Consider the following 15,648-nt stretch of genomic DNA (forward strand, 5'->3'; position numbering starts at 1 on the left):
GACAGGCAGGAGCAGGTCAGCACCAGCAATACAACAGGCAGGAGCAGATTAGCGCCAGCAATAGAACAACAGGCAGGAGCAGATCAGCGCCAGCAATACAACAACCACCAGGAACAGGTCTGCTGCGCAGACCGCCTTCCGTCCGGCGAAAAAAAATCGGCTCAGCCTGATGCCACCAATACAGCAGCATACAGGCATTTACCAATACACTACCCCATACCACAGCGTAGAACAGCGACGTGCCCGGAAAGGGGGAGCGCGAGGGGGAAAAGCGGGCTTCGTAACTCCGAGCGCCTTTCCCCCTCGCAAACTTGCCCACGCCAAAGTGTCCCCCCTGGAAAGGAAACGCCCTCCGCCAGGAGCGTCCGTCAGACGCCCGACATTGTACAATATCTGGTACAATTTTCTCATTATTTTTATCAATAATACAATTACATGTATATTATAAAGAACATACTTCCAAGCTGTTGACTTTAAATCCGGAATCTGTTATCTTATGGTCGTCATGAGAAATGTTATATATTACTAACTGCGCGGGCGGTGAACGAAATATTGAGACAACAGGAAAGGATGTGTAACAAATTGGCAAAAGTTGATTTTGAACAGTGGAATGGTTTTAAGGGTGATCGTTGGAAAGAGAAGATCGATGTTCGTAATTTCATTAGTATGAACTATACACCATATGATGGAGATGCTTCCTTCCTGGAAGCACCAACAGAGGCAACAGATAAACTCTGGGGCAAGCTTCAGGAGCTTCAGAAAGAAGAGCGTGCTAAAGGCGGCGTTCTTGATATGGAGACAGAGGTAGTAACAGGAATTACAGCATACGGTCCTGGATATATCGATGAGGAACTCAAAGACCTGGAGCAGGTTGTAGGTCTTCAGACAGACAAACCTCTGAAACGTGCTTTCATGCCATACGGCGGAATCAAAATGGCAGAGCAGGCATGTGAGACTTACGGATACCATGTAAGCGACAAGATCAAAGATGTTTTCAACAACTATGAGTTCAAAACACACAACCAGGGTGTATTCGATATCTACACACCGGAGATGAAGAGAGCACGTCACAACAAGATCCTTACAGGACTTCCGGATACTTACGGACGTGGACGTATCGTAGGTGATTACAGACGAGTTGCTCTTTACGGAATTGATTATCTGATCGCAGGTAAAGAGAAAGACTTCGCAGCATGCGACCGTCAGGGTATGAGACGTTATGACTTCCAGCTTCGTGAGGAGATCGCAGATCAGATCCGTGCTCTGAAGAAGATGAAAGAAATGGCTCAGATCTATGGCTTTGATATTTCCCAGCCGGCTAAGAATGCAAAGGAAGCATTCCAGTGGCTGTACTTCGGATATCTTGCAGCAATCAAAACTCAGAACGGAGCTGCAATGAGTGTTGGACGTATCTCCACATTCCTTGATATCTATATTGAGAGAGACCTTGAGAACGGAACTCTTACAGAGAAAGAGGCACAGGAGCTTGTTGACCATATCGTAATGAAATTCCGTATGGTTAAATTCGCTCGTATCCCGTCTTACAACCAGCTCTTCTCCGGTGACCCGGTATGGGCAACTCTGGAAGTAGCAGGTATGGGACAGGACGGACGTTCCATGGTAACAAAGAACGACTATCGTTTCCTTCATACACTTGAGGATATGGGACCGGCTCCGGAGCCGAACCTTACAGTTCTCTACTCTTCAAGACTGCCTGAGAACTTCAAGAAATATGCAGCAGACATCTCTGTTACAACAAGTTCCATCCAGTATGAGAACGATGATGTTATGCGTCCGGTATGGGGCGATGACTACAGCATCTGCTGCTGTGTATCTGCTACAGAGACAGGTAAAGAGATGCAGTTCTTCGGAGCTCGTGCAAACCTTGCAAAATGCCTTCTTTACGCGATCAACGGTGGTGTTGATGAGAAGACAAAACAGCAGGTAGGACCTCAGTATCAGCCGATCACTTCCGAGTATCTTGACTATGATGAAGTAATCGCAAAATACGACCAGATGATGGACTGGCTTGCACATCTGTACGTTGGAACACTGAACATGATCCACTACATGCATGATAAATACTACTATGAGGCAGCTGAGATGGCACTTATCGATACAAAGGTTGACCGTTCCTTCGCAACAGGTATCGCCGGATTCTCACACGTAGTAGATTCCCTTTCCGCTATCAAATATGCAAAAGTAAAAGCAATCCGTGACGAGGACGGAATCACAACAGACTTCCAGGTTGAGGGTGACTTCCCACGTTATGGTAACGATGATGACAGAGCAGACGAGATCGCAACAACTCTGCTTTCCACATTCCTTGAGAAGCTGAAACACATCCATACCTATCGTGATTCCAAGCCAACCACATCCATCCTTACCATCACATCCAACGTTGTTTATGGTAAAGCTACAGGATCTCTTCCGGACGGAAGAAAAGCCGGCGAGCCTCTGGCACCGGGAGCAAACCCGTCTTACGGCGCAGAGCAGAACGGACTTCTTGCTTCCCTGAACTCTGTTGCAAAGCTTGACTATGAGGATGCCCTTGACGGAATCTCCAATACTCAGACGATCAACCCGGATGCACTTGGCCATTCTGAGGAAGAGCGTACAGAGAATCTTGTAAATGTACTTGACGGATACTTTGATCGTGGTGCACATCACCTCAATGTAAACGTATTCGGTAAAGAGAAACTTATCGATGCTATGGAGCATCCGGAAAAAGAGGAGTATGCAAACTTCACGATCCGTGTTTCCGGATACGCTGTTAAGTTCATCGACCTTACAAGAGAGCAGCAGCTTGACGTTATCGCAAGAACCTGCCACGAAAGGATGTAATAAAAAATATGGACGACCAGAAAAAAATCACTGGCTACGTCCACTCACTGGAGAGCTTCGGCTCTGTTGACGGACCAGGAGTCCGGTATGTGATCTTTTTGAGCGGCTGCGCCATGCGCTGTCAGTTCTGCCACAATCCGGACACCTGGCAAATGAAAACAGGGACGGAGTACACAGCAGATGAGCTGCTTGAAAAAGCCTGTCGATACCGCTCTTACTGGGGAAGTAAGGGCGGTATTACTGTGAGTGGAGGCGAGCCACTGTTACAGATCGATTTCCTCACTGAGCTGTTCAGAAAAGCAAAAAAACTTGGGATCCACACAACACTTGATACCAGCGGCAACCCTTACACAGAAGAGGGTCCGTGGTATGAAAAATGGGAAGAGCTGATGAAGTACACAGATCTTGTCATGCTGGATATCAAGCACATTGATGAGGAACAGCATAAGATCCTCACAGGATGTACCAATAAAAATATCCTTGCCATGGCCCGGAAGCTTTCCGATATGGGCGTATCCATGTGGATCCGTCACGTACTGGTTCCAGAACGCAATGACCGGGATGACTATCTCCACCGGCTGGCTGACTTTATTGCAACACTGAAGACAGTTGAGAGAGTGGAGGTTCTTCCATATCACACACTCGGAACCTTTAAATGGGAAAATCTGCATATTGATTATCCGCTGAAGGGAATCAATCCGCCAACGAAAGAACGTATCGAAAATGCGGAAAAAATCCTGGGAGCAGGTACACAGTAATAAAAAAACCATATCTTATGTCGAAAAACAGACATAGATATGGTTTTTTTGATGTTCACACCAGTTCTTTGTTTTTGATCAGCATTTCTTTGATGATATCCTGTGTATAGGAACCTAAGCGGCGCTGAGTATCCCGGTCAAGCTCTGAAGGAATGATAGGCTTGCCATATTCGATCACTACGTGTGTAGGTGTCATCTTCGGGAAATTGGCCTCCCAGATATTGGCAGAGTTGCTGATCGCAATAGGAATGATCGGGCTTTTGGCTCTGGCTGCGATCTTGAAGCTGCCGTCATGGAAAGGTAGCATTTCTGTTTCATCAGCATTCTTATTTCTGGTTCCTTCCGGGAAGATACATACGGAAATGCCGGATTTCACATAGTCTGCGGCCTGGAGGATCGTTTTCAGACCCTGCTTGATATCCTCTCTGTCGAGAAAGAGACAGTAGAGATTGCGCATCCAGTTGGAGAGCAGCGGATAATGTTCCATTTCCTTCTTGGCAACATAGCCGGTGCGGATCGGACAGCGGCTGTAGGTGAGCAGGATGTCGAAATAGCTCCGGTGGTTTGCTACATAGAGAACAGCCTGATCCTTTGGAACGTTTTCTTCGCCGATGACGGTGACTTTGGCGCCTGTGATCCACAGGATGAATTTGAATATGGCCTGTACCATGCGCAGAGAGCTGATATCCTTAGTCATGGGAGAAAATTTCCCGATGATCCATTCTACAAGGAGAACCGGAATGGTCAGCACCAGATAGGCGATCACCACGATACAGACAAGTATGAATCGAATCATGTCTTTTGTCCTTTCTGTTATAGATACTTGCGGAGAGTTCCGCAGTAAGATGGTATTTTTATATTATACGAAGAAAATCCGATAGTTGCAATAAATCTTTCCCTGCTCACATAGAATAAATACTGAATAGTGGTTACTGTTTACTGGTGATTTTCCGCAAAGCGTGTTACTGAGAACGGAGTGAACAGTAACGAATCATGCAGGTGGCTTATATTATGAAAAAAGCAGTATTTCTGCGGATCGTGCTGACAGCTGCCGTGCTGGCACTGCTGCTTTCCGGGTGTCGATTTGTCCGGGTGGAGGAAGAAGAACGAAAACCGGTAGATTACATCGTTGTGGAACGCCGGGATATCCCGGAGGAGCTTTCCAGGCTTATGGAAGAAAAAAAGGAAAAGGAATTTCAGCTGAGTTATGAAAACGGAGAGGATCTTTACCTGGCCAAAGGGTACGGGCGGCAGATGAGTGGCGGATACAGCATCCAGGTAGAGGAGCTTGGAGAATCCTCGAATGGGATATTTTTTGTTACAAAACTTCTTGGACCGGAGGATCTTAAGGAGGCAGGAGTTCCGTCCTATCCCTGCATTGTGATAAAAACCCGGAAACAGGAAAAGCCGGTAACGTTCCGGGAAAGCAGCAGTCCGGTGAAAAAAGAGTCGGAGAAAGGGGAATAGACTGTGGAATTAAAAAAAGAAAGCATGCAGATATTAAAGGAAAAAAGCAGGGCAAAAAGTCAGATCACTTTTGATGAGGATTTTAATGTGCCGGATGCAAAACCGGATGCAGGAAGACTGATCCAGAATAAGGGCAGGATCATTATGGATGATGTCCGTCTTACTGACGGGAAAGGTATTCTTACGGGAAATCTGCAGGTAGATATCCTTTATGTGGGGGAAGAAAGAGGGATCGTCAGCAGTCTTACTGCAAAACTTCCATTTGAGGAAACCTTGAACCTGAAGAATATCATAAACGGGGATAAAATGTGTCTGAAGTGGGAAATTGAAGATCTTACGATCCGCCTGATCCATTCCAGAAAGCTTAATATCAAAGCGTTGGTAACTTTTTGTGCGACTGTGGATGAAACAGAACAGATCCGCCTGCCGGTGGCGCTGGATGCAGAAGAGGTATCCGTCAGAAAAAAAACAGTCCGTTTTCTGGGACTTACCGTACATAAAAAAGATACACTCCGGATCAAGGATGAGTATACCATTGCCTCCAATCGTCCGGATATCGCCAGCCTGATCTGGTATACTATGGATGTACGGGGGCTGGATCTGAAGCCGGAGGAAAATGTGGTAAAGGCAAGAGGAGAGCTGTCCGTTTTTGTGCTGTACGGAGCTGAAGATACAGAAGCCCCGGTGCAGTGGCTGGAATATTCGCTGCCTTTTTCCGGAGAAGTGGAATGTCCGGACTGCACGGAGGAACTGATCCCGCTGATTGAAGCTTCGGTGATGCATCAGAGTCTGGAGGCCAAACCGGATGTCGATGGGGAAGAACGGATCCTTGTTTCGGATGTTGTGCTGGAGCTGGATATGAAATTTTTCAGGGAAGAGGAATATGATCTCATTACCGATGTGTATACACCGATTCGTGAATGTGTTCCGGAAGGAAAGAATGAGGTACTGGAACGGCTTCTGGTACGTAATTTTTCCAGATGCAGGATCAGTGACAGGATCCAGGTAAAGGAGACTCAGGGAAAAGTCCTCCAGCTGTGTCACAGTCAGGGAAAAGTGAAGATCGATAAGACCAGGATCGTAGAGAACGGTGTGCAGGCAGATGGCGTGGTCATGCTGAAGATCCTGTACATTATTGGAAATGATGATATGCCGTTTTATTCCATGGAGGCAATGATACCGTTTTCCCATATGGTGGAAGCAAGAGGGATCCGACAGGACAGCTGTTATCAGTTAAAAGCAAAGCTGGAGCAGCTTTCCGCAGCCATGGCAGATGGAAATGAGATCGAGATCCGGGCAACTGTAGGACTGGAGCTTCTGGCAGTTGCCAGAGAACCGGTATTTATCATTGAGAAAGTAGAGGAAAAACCACTGGATATGAAAAAACTCCAGGCTATGCCGGGAATCCTGGTTTATATGGTAAAACCGGGAGATGAATTGTGGGATATCGCAAGGAAATATCACACATCTATCCAAGAGATCCGGACGATCAATGCTCTCAAGGAAAATCAGGAACCCTCTCCGGGAACTCCGCTTCTTGTTGTGAAAAAAGTGGAAGGTCAGATCAAATAAAAAGTGGAATATTTTGCTGTTGAAAAGAATGTAAAAATCATATAAAATACATGTATAAATACTGTATACAAAGTACAAATGGAGGGGCTTATGCGTTTAAAAGCAATGGCAAAGATCAATCTCGGACTTGATGTTCTGGGAAAGAGAGAGGACGGTTATCATGAGGTACGCATGATCATGCAGACCATCCGTATGTATGATATCCTGGATATCAGAAAGACCAGACGGCCGGGGATCGTACTGACGACCAATCTTCCGTTTATTCCTACAGATCAGAGAAATCTTGTATATAAGGCAGCACAGATGCTGATGGAGGAGTTCGATGTTGAAGAGGGACTTTCCATCAAGCTTCGTAAATTTATCCCGGTGGCAGCAGGCATGGCAGGAGGCAGCTCCGATGCAGCGGCCGCATTTGTGGGTGTGAACCGGATGTTCCATTTAGGGCTTACCGAAGAACAGCTGATGGAACGTGCAGTAAAGGTCGGAGCAGACGTTCCGTATTGTATCATGCGGGGAACAGCTCTTGCGGAGGGAATCGGAGAGAAGCTGACCAGACTTCCGGAAGTTCCGAAATGTTATGTTCTGATAGGAAAACCGGGGATCAATGTTTCCACAAAAACAGCCTATGAGAATCTGAATCTGGAAGGGATCGGAAAACATCCGGACATCGATGGACTCATCGGAGCTATCAGAAATAATGATCTGTATGCCATGGCATCCAGAATGGAGAATGTATTTGAACCGGGGATCATCCGACAGTATCCTGTGATCGGCAATATCAAGAACCTTATGGAAGAAAAAGGTGCGCTGAAAGCCGTGATGAGCGGAAGCGGTCCTACTGTGTTTGGAATCTTTGATAACAGAGATAAGATGGCCGCGGCAGCCAGAAGCCTCAGAAAGAGCGGGCTTGCAAAGACTGTATTTGCCACGGATATTTACAATAGAGATGGAGGAGTTACAAATGACAAGTGATTTTTCTGTGGATATGAATGAATATCTGCCGCTTCGGGATGTTGTTTTTAACACCTTGCGGCAGGCAATCCTGAAGGGAGAGCTGAAGCCGGGCGAAAGACTTCTGGAGATCGCCCTTGCAGAGCGTCTTGGCGTGAGCAGAACACCGGTGCGTGAGGCTATGCGCAAGCTGGAGCAGGAAGGTCTTGTAGTGATGATCCCACGCAGAGGTGCACAGGTAGCCAGCATCACAGAAAAGGATCTGAACGATGTTCTGGAGGTGCGTATCGCCCTCGAAAATGTTGCCATAGAAAAAGCGTGCAAGCTGATCACAGAGGATGAGCTGGGAAGGCTCTGGGTGGCAGCCAAGGAATTTGAAAAAACAAAAGCAGAGGGAAATCTGGTCCGTCTGGCGGAAACCGATGTGGCTTTCCACGAGATCATATATCAGGCTTCTGATAATAAGCGTCTGAATCAGGTCCTGAACAATCTCCGTGAGCAGATGTATCGTTATCGTGTAGAGTATCTGAAGGAGGAGCAGACAAGAAATCTTCTGGTTAGTGAGCATGAAGAGCTGGTAAAAGCCATCCGTGAAGGAGATGTGCAAAAGGCGCAGGATATTTCTTTCCATCATCTGGAGAATCAACGAAAAGCGATCATCCGTACTATCCGCGCGGAGAATGAGGCCAAAGAGGCCGAGAAAAAAGAATAAGAACCGGATATGCGGGAATATTAAGAGAGATGTCATTGGGGCATCTCTTTTTTTAACCGAATCAAGTAAGTCCCCTGTTTCAATTGCGAAAAGCAATAAGCAGTGGGGGAACTTGCTGTAAAGGATGGTGACTTTATGGAAACAAGGAAGATATCGATATCTCTTCATGAAAATGAATCATATATCCGGAAACGGTGTGAAAACTGCGATGATATCCTGATCAGGCCCATGCGCCTTGGTGAGGGACATAAGGCGGACTGTCTGATGGTCTATATTGAGGTTGCGGTTTCAAACATGATGCTGGATGATTCTGCTATCGGAAAAATGATCAATCATTTCTGGGAGATCCCGGAGGAAAAGATCCGGGAATTTATCCGCCGAAACAGTCTTGGAATTGCAGATGTGAAGGAGCTGTCTTCCATGGAGGAGGTATTTGGTGCCATTCTTTCGGGAAATGCAGTTTTCTTTCTGGATGGATACGACAAAGCAATGAAAATTTCCAGTAAAGGATATCCGGGGCTGGCTGTATCAGAGGTGAAAACGGAAAAGGTCCTCAGAGGCTCCAAGGAGGGGTTCTGTGACAGTGTAAAAACCAATGCGGCCCTTGTGAGAAAGCGGATCCGGGATACCAGGCTGAAGGTGGAGCAGAGCAGCATCGGTGTACGCTCCAATACGGTGGTACAGCTTCTTTATGTGGAGGATCTGGTCCATGAGGAGCTTCTGACTGCTGTGAAAGAGCGCCTGGAATCTTTTGCAGTGGACGGGATCCTGGACAGCGGGATGCTGGAACAGCTGACAGAAGAAGCATGGTATTCTCCCTTTCCTCAGTTTCAGACAACGGAGCGGCCGGACCGGGCTGCCCAGGAGCTGCTGAATGGAAAAGCAGTTCTGCTCTGCGACAATTCGCCGGTGGCACTGGTGGTTCCCGGAGCATTCAACAGTTTTATGGAAAGCAGTGAAGACTGGTACAACCGTTTTGAGATGGCATCCTTCCTGCGGGTGCTCCGGTATCTGGCCATGGCTGTGGCAACGCTGCTCCCCGGACTTTATCTGGCTGTGATCCGGTTTCATACACAGATCCTTCCGGCGAATCTGATCCTTTCCTTTGCACAGGCAAGAGAGGGTGTTCCATTTTCCAGTGTAGTGGAGCTGGTGTTCCTGGAACTGTCTTTTGAGTTGATACGGGAGGCTGGTGTGCGGATCCCGGGAGCTCTTGGAAATGCCATTGGGATCGTAGGAGGACTGATCATCGGACAGGCTGCGGTGGAGGCCAATCTTGTCAGCCCGGTGGTAGTGATCATCGTGGCACTGACAGCACTGGGATCACTGGCTATACCTAATGAGGAATTTGCTTCTGCATTCCGGCTTCTGAAGTACGCTTTTCTGTTTCTGGGAGGATTTCTAGGTATATTCGGAATCGTGTTGGGACTGTATCTCACCATGGCGCATCTGGCAGGACTTTTAAGCTTCGGTGTCCCATATCTGGTACCTTTTGTAGAGAAGAACAGTGAGGCGGAAACCGGTGGAAGGATTTTGCGACAGCCCTTCCGGAAGCGGAAATTCCGGCCGCTGTATGCCAGAAATGCCCAGAAACGCAGGCTTCGGACAAGGCCATGGAGCCGGAAAGGATAAAGGTTATGAGATTTGCGGAGAATAACAGGATTTCCCACAGACAGCTTTTTCGGCAGATCATACTGGTGTTTCCGGCGCCGTTTCTGCTGTGCCTGTTTAAGAATGGAGCGATGTTGGGCATCAGTGCCATGGCAGGGACAGCTGCTGCGGCCGTAGTGCTCTCTTTTTATGTAATCTGGCTGATACGTCTGACACCTGCATATGGAGAGCTTTCCAAAAGGACAGGAAGTTTTACTGTACGATTTATTGGCCTGTTCTTTTTGGTATATGTGATCGCAAGTTCGGCATTTCTTTCGGGCCTTCTGGGGGAGGTGATCCCGGAAAGTCTGATCAGCGGGATTTCCGGAAAATGGCTGTCTCTTCTTGCAGTTGCAGCCTGTAGTCTGGGAACGCATCGCGGAATGCAGAGAAGAGGGCGGATCGCTGAGGTGTCCGGAAGGATTTTTCTGGCAGGGATCCTTCTTCTGATGCTTTTATGTGCAGGGCAGGGAAAAACAGAGTACTTTATGGAAGTGATGAAAGATCCGGAAACAGGATTTACAGGAGAGCGATGGCTCCGTGATCTGTATACACTTTTGTGTGCTTTTTCAGGAGCAGGACTTCTTCCCTTCGGGCTGGAGTATGCAAAAAAACAGGGAAGTGCCAGAAAACCTGTGATCCTGGCTTTTCTTACAGTTTGCGGGATCATTTTTGGAATGCAGCTCCTTCTTCCGGCAGTCTTTGGAGGTGCACGCCTTAAAAACGAGATCTGTCCGGTACTGCCTCTTCTGGAGGGGGCAGATCTTCCGGGAAACGTACTGGCGAGATTTGATGTGATATGGATGGGGTTTCTGGTATTCGGACTTTTGTTTTCTCTGGGAAGTTTGTTTCATTACGGAAATCAGATCGCGGAAAAAACCGGATTCGGGACCGGTCGGTACTGGATCCCGGCAGCAGGCTGGCTGCTTTCCCTGTATGAGAGAAACGGGATGGGGATCCGGGAGTATTATGGCTGGTATCTGGGGTACATCTTTGTGCCGTTTCTGCTTGTGATACAGCTTTTTCTCAGTACGGAAAACCGGGGAAGACGGAAGAAAAAAGTAACTGTGGCAGGACTTGTCCTGGTCATCACTTTGACGGGATCAGGCTGTGCGGCAGTAGAACCGGAAAAAAGAGCTTATCCGCTGGCACTGGGGGCCGGTGTTTCAGAGAATGGCTTTGTGTTGAAATATGCAATGCCGGATATGAGTACAGCTACCGGACAGGAAAAACCGGACGAAGATCCGATTTCTGTGCTGACTCTTTCCGGCCGGGACTTTCAGGAGATCGAGGCAGTCTACAACCGGTCTCAGGAAAAATTTCTGGATCTGGGTCATCTTGAAGTGCTGATCCTGGATGAACAGATCCTGGGAGAGGGAGCCCGGGAAGCACTGATCGGATATCTGAAGCAGGAAGAGCATATCGGAGAGGATGTCTACGTGTTCCGGACGGATATGCTGGGAGATGTTTTTCACTGGAAGGGAGCCCGGGAAAGCTCCATAGGGGAATACCTTCAGGGAATTCAGGAGAACCGCACATCCGGGCAGCAGAAGAAGGGTGTGACTCTGCGGGAGGTATATCATCAGTTCTGTCAGGATGGAACACTGCCCTGGCTTCCGGAGATATGGGTGGAAGGTGAGCTTCTGGAAGTGGATTACGGCAGTAATGAATAGATGGGAGCCGGACTGTTAATAATACAGATGATGATCAGTACGATAAATCGTACAGTATATCTCTGGGTAAGATCATCAGAAGATTTTTGACAGGAGGGCTTGCTCATGGAGCATATAAAAATGAAGAAGCATGTATTAAAAAAAGCAGGAGGGTTCCTTTTGCTCACGGCAGTGATCCTTGCAGGGAGTACCTGGGAGAGAAGAACTGCCGGTGATCGGCAGCCACAGTTTTATGCCTGGTGGGGAACGATCTACCCGGAATTCTGTTTTGAAAAAGCAGAGGACAACGGGGAAAATAAGCCGGTGAAGATATCCTTCTGGCTTGCGCAAGCCCTGGATTGGTGATACAATATTTCAACGGACCAATCACGTTCGATTAATTATTTCAGGAGATAAGATCAATGAATATAGACAGAAACGCACCGGTGGGTGTGTTTGATTCCGGTATCGGAGGACTGACAGTAGCCCGGGAGATCATGCGCAATCTCCCATCGGAAAAAATCGTATATTTCGGAGACACAGCCAGAGTTCCCTATGGAAGCAAATCCAGAGAAACGGTGATCCGTTATTCCCGCCAGATCATTCATTTTCTGCAGGAACAGAAGGTGAAGGCCATTGTGGTGGCCTGTAATACAGCCAGTGCATTTGCTCTGGATGCGGTGAAGGATGAACTGGATATCCCGATCCTTGGAGTGATCGAGGCTGGTGCCAAAGTTGCTGCCCAGGAAACCAGAAATAAACGGGTGGGCATTATCGGAACGGTGGGCACGGTAGGAAGCGGTATCCATGCCTCTTATCTGAAGGAACTGGATCCGGAGATCACCGTGATCGGAAAAGCGTGCCCGCTGTTTGTTCCGCTGGTAGAAGAGGGCTGGTATCATGATCCGGTCACCGAGGAAGTTGCCAGAAGATATCTGAAGGAGTTGCAGGAGCAGGAGATCGATACACTGATCCTCGGATGTACGCACTATCCTCTTTTAAGATCTACCATCCGCAAGATCATGGGTGAGGAGGTCTGCCTTGTGAATCCTGCATATGAGACGGCGCTGGAGCTTAAAAAGCTGCTCTCCAGACTGGATCTTGCCAGCAATGAGGTAGCACAGGAGGAATTCCCGTATCGCTTTTATGTAAGTGATCTTGCAGAGAAGTTTAAGGATTTTGCCAATTCCATCCTGCCGTATAACGTAGAAAAAACACAGAAGATCGATATCGAAAAATATTAAACAGATCTGTACATAAATGATAGGAGAAAAGAATGCAGAAAGAAGTTTTGATCCATGTAAGAGGGCTTCAGATGATGGATGCACAGGGGGATCAGGAACCTATAGAGATCATTGTTCCGGGACAGTATTATTTCCGCAATGGTTCTCATTATCTCAGATATGAGGAACTGCTGGATGAAACAGCAGAACCCACCATCAATTACATAAAAGTATCCGGAAAGGGTCTGGAGGTCAGCAAGAAGGGACTGGTCAATGTACACATGGTATTTGAACAGGGCAAAAAAAACATGACCTATTATACTACCCCTTACGGAACACTTCAGATGGGAATCTCAGCTACGAATCTGGAGCTGACGGAAAGCGAAGAGAACCTTCAGATTAAAGCAGATTATGCGCTGGATATGAATGAAGAACATGTGGCAGACTGCTATCTGGCGATCCAGGTACAGCCAAGAGACTGCAAGGATTTTGTTTTATAGATCCTGCAGAAAATAAAAGATATATAATTACACTACATAAGAACAGCCGCCATGCATCAGGGGAATTCCTGAAAGCATGGCGGCTGTTTTGGATTCTGATCATTTACGGAATCTTGCGAGGAAGCCTTTTTTCTTCTTCTGTGGTGCTTCGAGAGAACCACGGATTCCTTTTACGCCAACGATGTAAAGGCCGCTGACTTCAGCTTTGATCTCTTTTTTGACCGGGATCAGATCAAAAACTTTTTCATCTGCAATAAGGATGTTGATCTTCGGACCGACTTTGGCTTTTACGATCGGAAGCTTGGACCGGCGCATAAGCTTAGGTGTCTGGTCGATGACCATCTGTGGAAGTCCGGAATCTTTCAGCGGCATCCGTTTTTTATCGATGACCAGCATGGAAACTGTCTGCTTGTTAGCCTGGATCTGAGCCTGCTGTTCGTCCTGTTTTTTCTGAGCTTTTTTTCCGAAGAAATAGAGTGCGATCACTGCTGCGATCAGAATAACGAGGATGACCAGAAGAACGATGGTAACTGTACTCATTTGAGAATCCCCCTGTATATATATTTGTTTCGCAATCGGTTACATTACGCAAACAACATTTTAGCATTGTTTCGTCAAAAAGGCAATTAAAAAAGTGAAAAAGACAGGTGGAACGGTGGAAATTTCAGCAGTTACCAGTTATAATGATTACGATGCAGTTCATCTGTGTATGCTGCAGAGAATACAGGACATAACTATCTTTGAGCTAACATATGTAATGGATAAACCAGAGATGGAGGAAATATTATATGAAAGAGAAAAAGCCCGGGGGAACCCGACCGGAAATGGGGACTCCTGAGTACGAAGAATGGCGGAAAGAGGTATTGAAACGCCGCAGAAAGCGCCAGCTGAAGGAACGCAGAAAACGTCTGGCCATCATAACAGCGGCAATGATCGTCGCAGTCGGGGCATCAGTAGGAGTCGGTGCGCTGAAGGGCAGAAGTGAGAAGGCTTCAAAAGAGAAGATGGTTTCTTCTGACAAACAGAAAGAACAGACTGTTTCCGGAGAAAAAGCTTTAGAAGCAGGTACTAAAAATACAGAGACCGCTTCCAAAGATACTCTCGCAGAGGCAGAGCTTCTGGCCAGTCAGTATAACTATGACAAAGCTATCGATCTTCTGAAAAAGGCTCCGTCCTATGATTCGGATAAGAAGATGCAGGCAGCTGCAAAAAAATACGAAGACATAAAAGCAACCTGTACGGCATGGCCCCTTGAAAAGGTGACACATGTCTTTTATCATATTCTGATCAAGGATCCATCCAAAGCGTTTGACGGAGACTACAAAGAAGCAGATTATAATCAGGTCATGACAACCATTGATGAGTTTAACAAGATCACGCAGACCATGTATGACAAGGGCTATGTGATGGTAAGCATCAAGGACATGGCAAAGGCAGACGACAACGGGAACATCACAGAGGGAGAGATCCTTCTTCCGCCTGGGAAAACGCCGTTTGTCCTCTCACAGGATGATGTATGCTATTATCATTACATGGACGGTGACGGCTATGCCACGAAGCTGATCGTGGATGATAAAGGAAAGATCCGCAATGAATATGTGGAAGATGACGGAAGTGTCTCCGTGGGAGATTACGACATGGTTCCGCTGATCGACCGTTTTGTGGAAAAGCATCCGGATTTTTCATACCGCGGTGCAAAAGGAATCCTGGCACTTACCGGATACAACGGGATCCTGGGATACCGGACCGACGAAAGCTATGAGACCCGTCCGGCAGATCTGGATGAAAATAAAGTACAGTGGCTGGATGTACATCCGGATTTCAGCCTGGAAAAAGAACGGGCAGCCGCAAAAAAGGTTGCCGATGCCATGAAGGCAGAAGGCTGGGAATTTGCGAGCCATACCTGGGGACATCAGAATGTGGGACAGGTCACACTGGAGAAGCTTCAGGCAGATACCGAACGTTTCAAGAAAAATGTAGATCCGCTGATCGGGGGAACGGATGTTATCATTTTTGCTTTTGGAACCGACATTACCAATGACCAGGAGTATTCCGGGGATAAATTCGAATATCTGAAGGGGCAGGGATATAATTATTACTGCAACGTGGATTCCAGCCAGTATTATGTACAGATCCGGGATCGGTACTTCCGTCAGGGAAGACGAAATCTGGATGGATACCGTATGTATTATAACCCGGAACTGTTATCCGATCTTTTTGACGTAAAAGATGTTTTTGATCCGGCAAGACCGACACCGGTACCGCCGATGTAACGGTCATATCCGGAGATACGAGGGGACTTTTAGAAAGGGGCATATA

15 protein-coding genes are annotated in these 15,648 nt (G+C 47.2%); 13 read left to right on the plus strand and 2 right to left on the minus strand.

Annotated elements, in window-relative coordinates; translation table 11 throughout:
• Positions 1-570 precede the first annotated feature (570 nt).
• Both pflB and pflA read left to right on the plus strand, forming a co-directional pair.
• Entirely contained in the window at positions 571-2,844 is a 2,274-nt protein-coding gene (pflB, locus tag NQ489_RS01175) for a formate C-acetyltransferase (RefSeq protein ID WP_021653081.1), read from the plus strand.
• Positions 2,845-2,852: 8 nt separating this feature from the next.
• Complete coding sequence (gene pflA / locus NQ489_RS01180) at positions 2,853-3,602, plus strand: pyruvate formate-lyase-activating protein (protein ID WP_015525340.1); 750 nt, start codon at positions 2,853-2,855, stop codon at positions 3,600-3,602.
• Between the two features lie 55 nt (positions 3,603-3,657).
• Here pflA and NQ489_RS01185 read toward each other — a convergent pair whose 3' ends face one another.
• Positions 3,658-4,398 carry a lysophospholipid acyltransferase family protein gene (locus tag NQ489_RS01185; protein ID WP_015525341.1) on the minus strand — a complete coding sequence of 247 codons (741 nt, stop codon included), beginning with the start codon at positions 4,396-4,398 and terminating at the stop codon, positions 3,658-3,660.
• A gap of 215 nt (positions 4,399-4,613) precedes the next feature.
• On the opposite strand from NQ489_RS01185, the gene NQ489_RS01190 reads away from it, so the two are divergent.
• The 9 genes from NQ489_RS01190 to NQ489_RS01230 all read left to right on the plus strand — a co-directional run bounded on the left by NQ489_RS01190 (position 4,614) and on the right by NQ489_RS01230 (position 13,329).
• Positions 4,614-5,069 (plus strand): protease complex subunit PrcB family protein, encoded by a 456-nt coding sequence (locus NQ489_RS01190; RefSeq protein WP_044962468.1) that lies wholly within the window; start codon positions 4,614-4,616, stop codon positions 5,067-5,069.
• A 3-nt stretch (positions 5,070-5,072) separates the two neighbouring features.
• The gene (locus tag NQ489_RS01195) at positions 5,073-6,641 is read left to right on the plus strand and encodes a DUF3794 and LysM peptidoglycan-binding domain-containing protein (protein WP_021653079.1); all 1,569 of its coding nucleotides are present in this window, start codon (positions 5,073-5,075) and stop codon (positions 6,639-6,641) included.
• Between the two features lie 90 nt (positions 6,642-6,731).
• The gene (gene ispE / locus NQ489_RS01200; RefSeq protein WP_015525345.1) at positions 6,732-7,613 is read left to right on the plus strand and encodes a 4-(cytidine 5'-diphospho)-2-C-methyl-D-erythritol kinase; all 882 of its coding nucleotides are present in this window, start codon (positions 6,732-6,734) and stop codon (positions 7,611-7,613) included.
• Complete coding sequence (locus NQ489_RS01205) at positions 7,603-8,304, plus strand: GntR family transcriptional regulator (protein WP_022427303.1); 702 nt, start codon at positions 7,603-7,605, stop codon at positions 8,302-8,304. Before ispE ends, NQ489_RS01205 begins: the two co-directional genes overlap by 11 nt.
• A gap of 135 nt (positions 8,305-8,439) precedes the next feature.
• The gene (locus NQ489_RS01210; RefSeq protein WP_022427304.1) at positions 8,440-9,936 is read left to right on the plus strand and encodes a spore germination protein; all 1,497 of its coding nucleotides are present in this window, start codon (positions 8,440-8,442) and stop codon (positions 9,934-9,936) included.
• A gap of 5 nt (positions 9,937-9,941) precedes the next feature.
• Positions 9,942-11,627, plus strand: coding sequence for a GerAB/ArcD/ProY family transporter (locus NQ489_RS01215; protein WP_044962471.1), 1,686 nt, complete (start codon positions 9,942-9,944; stop codon positions 11,625-11,627).
• A gap of 105 nt (positions 11,628-11,732) precedes the next feature.
• Positions 11,733-11,972, plus strand: a complete 240-nt coding sequence (locus NQ489_RS01220) for a hypothetical protein (protein WP_021653073.1) — start codon at positions 11,733-11,735, stop codon at positions 11,970-11,972.
• A 56-nt stretch (positions 11,973-12,028) separates the two neighbouring features.
• Positions 12,029-12,850, plus strand: a complete 822-nt coding sequence (gene murI, locus NQ489_RS01225) for a glutamate racemase (RefSeq protein WP_021653072.1) — start codon at positions 12,029-12,031, stop codon at positions 12,848-12,850.
• Positions 12,851-12,882: 32 nt separating this feature from the next.
• Positions 12,883-13,329 carry a DUF1934 domain-containing protein gene (locus NQ489_RS01230; protein ID WP_021653071.1) on the plus strand — a complete coding sequence of 149 codons (447 nt, stop codon included), beginning with the start codon at positions 12,883-12,885 and terminating at the stop codon, positions 13,327-13,329.
• A gap of 99 nt (positions 13,330-13,428) precedes the next feature.
• Here the strand turns inward: NQ489_RS01230 and NQ489_RS01235 are convergent, their stop codons facing one another.
• A complete protein-coding gene (locus tag NQ489_RS01235) occupies positions 13,429-13,869 on the minus strand; it encodes a type IV pilin (RefSeq protein WP_021653070.1) in 441 nt (146 codons plus the stop codon).
• 94 nt (positions 13,870-13,963) lie between these two features.
• Between NQ489_RS01235 and NQ489_RS01240 the strand changes: the two genes are divergently transcribed.
• Positions 13,964-14,167, plus strand: coding sequence for a hypothetical protein (locus NQ489_RS01240; protein WP_021653069.1), 204 nt, complete (start codon positions 13,964-13,966; stop codon positions 14,165-14,167).
• Positions 14,118-15,602, plus strand: a complete 1,485-nt coding sequence (locus NQ489_RS01245) for a polysaccharide deacetylase family protein (RefSeq protein WP_044962465.1) — start codon at positions 14,118-14,120, stop codon at positions 15,600-15,602. Before NQ489_RS01240 ends, NQ489_RS01245 begins: the two co-directional genes overlap by 50 nt.
• Positions 15,603-15,648: the final 46 nt, after the last annotated feature.

Origin of the sequence: Blautia sp. KLE_1732_HM_1032, from assembly GCF_025147905.1 — a bacterium.
In the GTDB taxonomy this organism is placed as follows: Bacteria; Bacillota; Clostridia; order Lachnospirales; family Lachnospiraceae; genus Blautia_A; species Blautia_A fusiformis.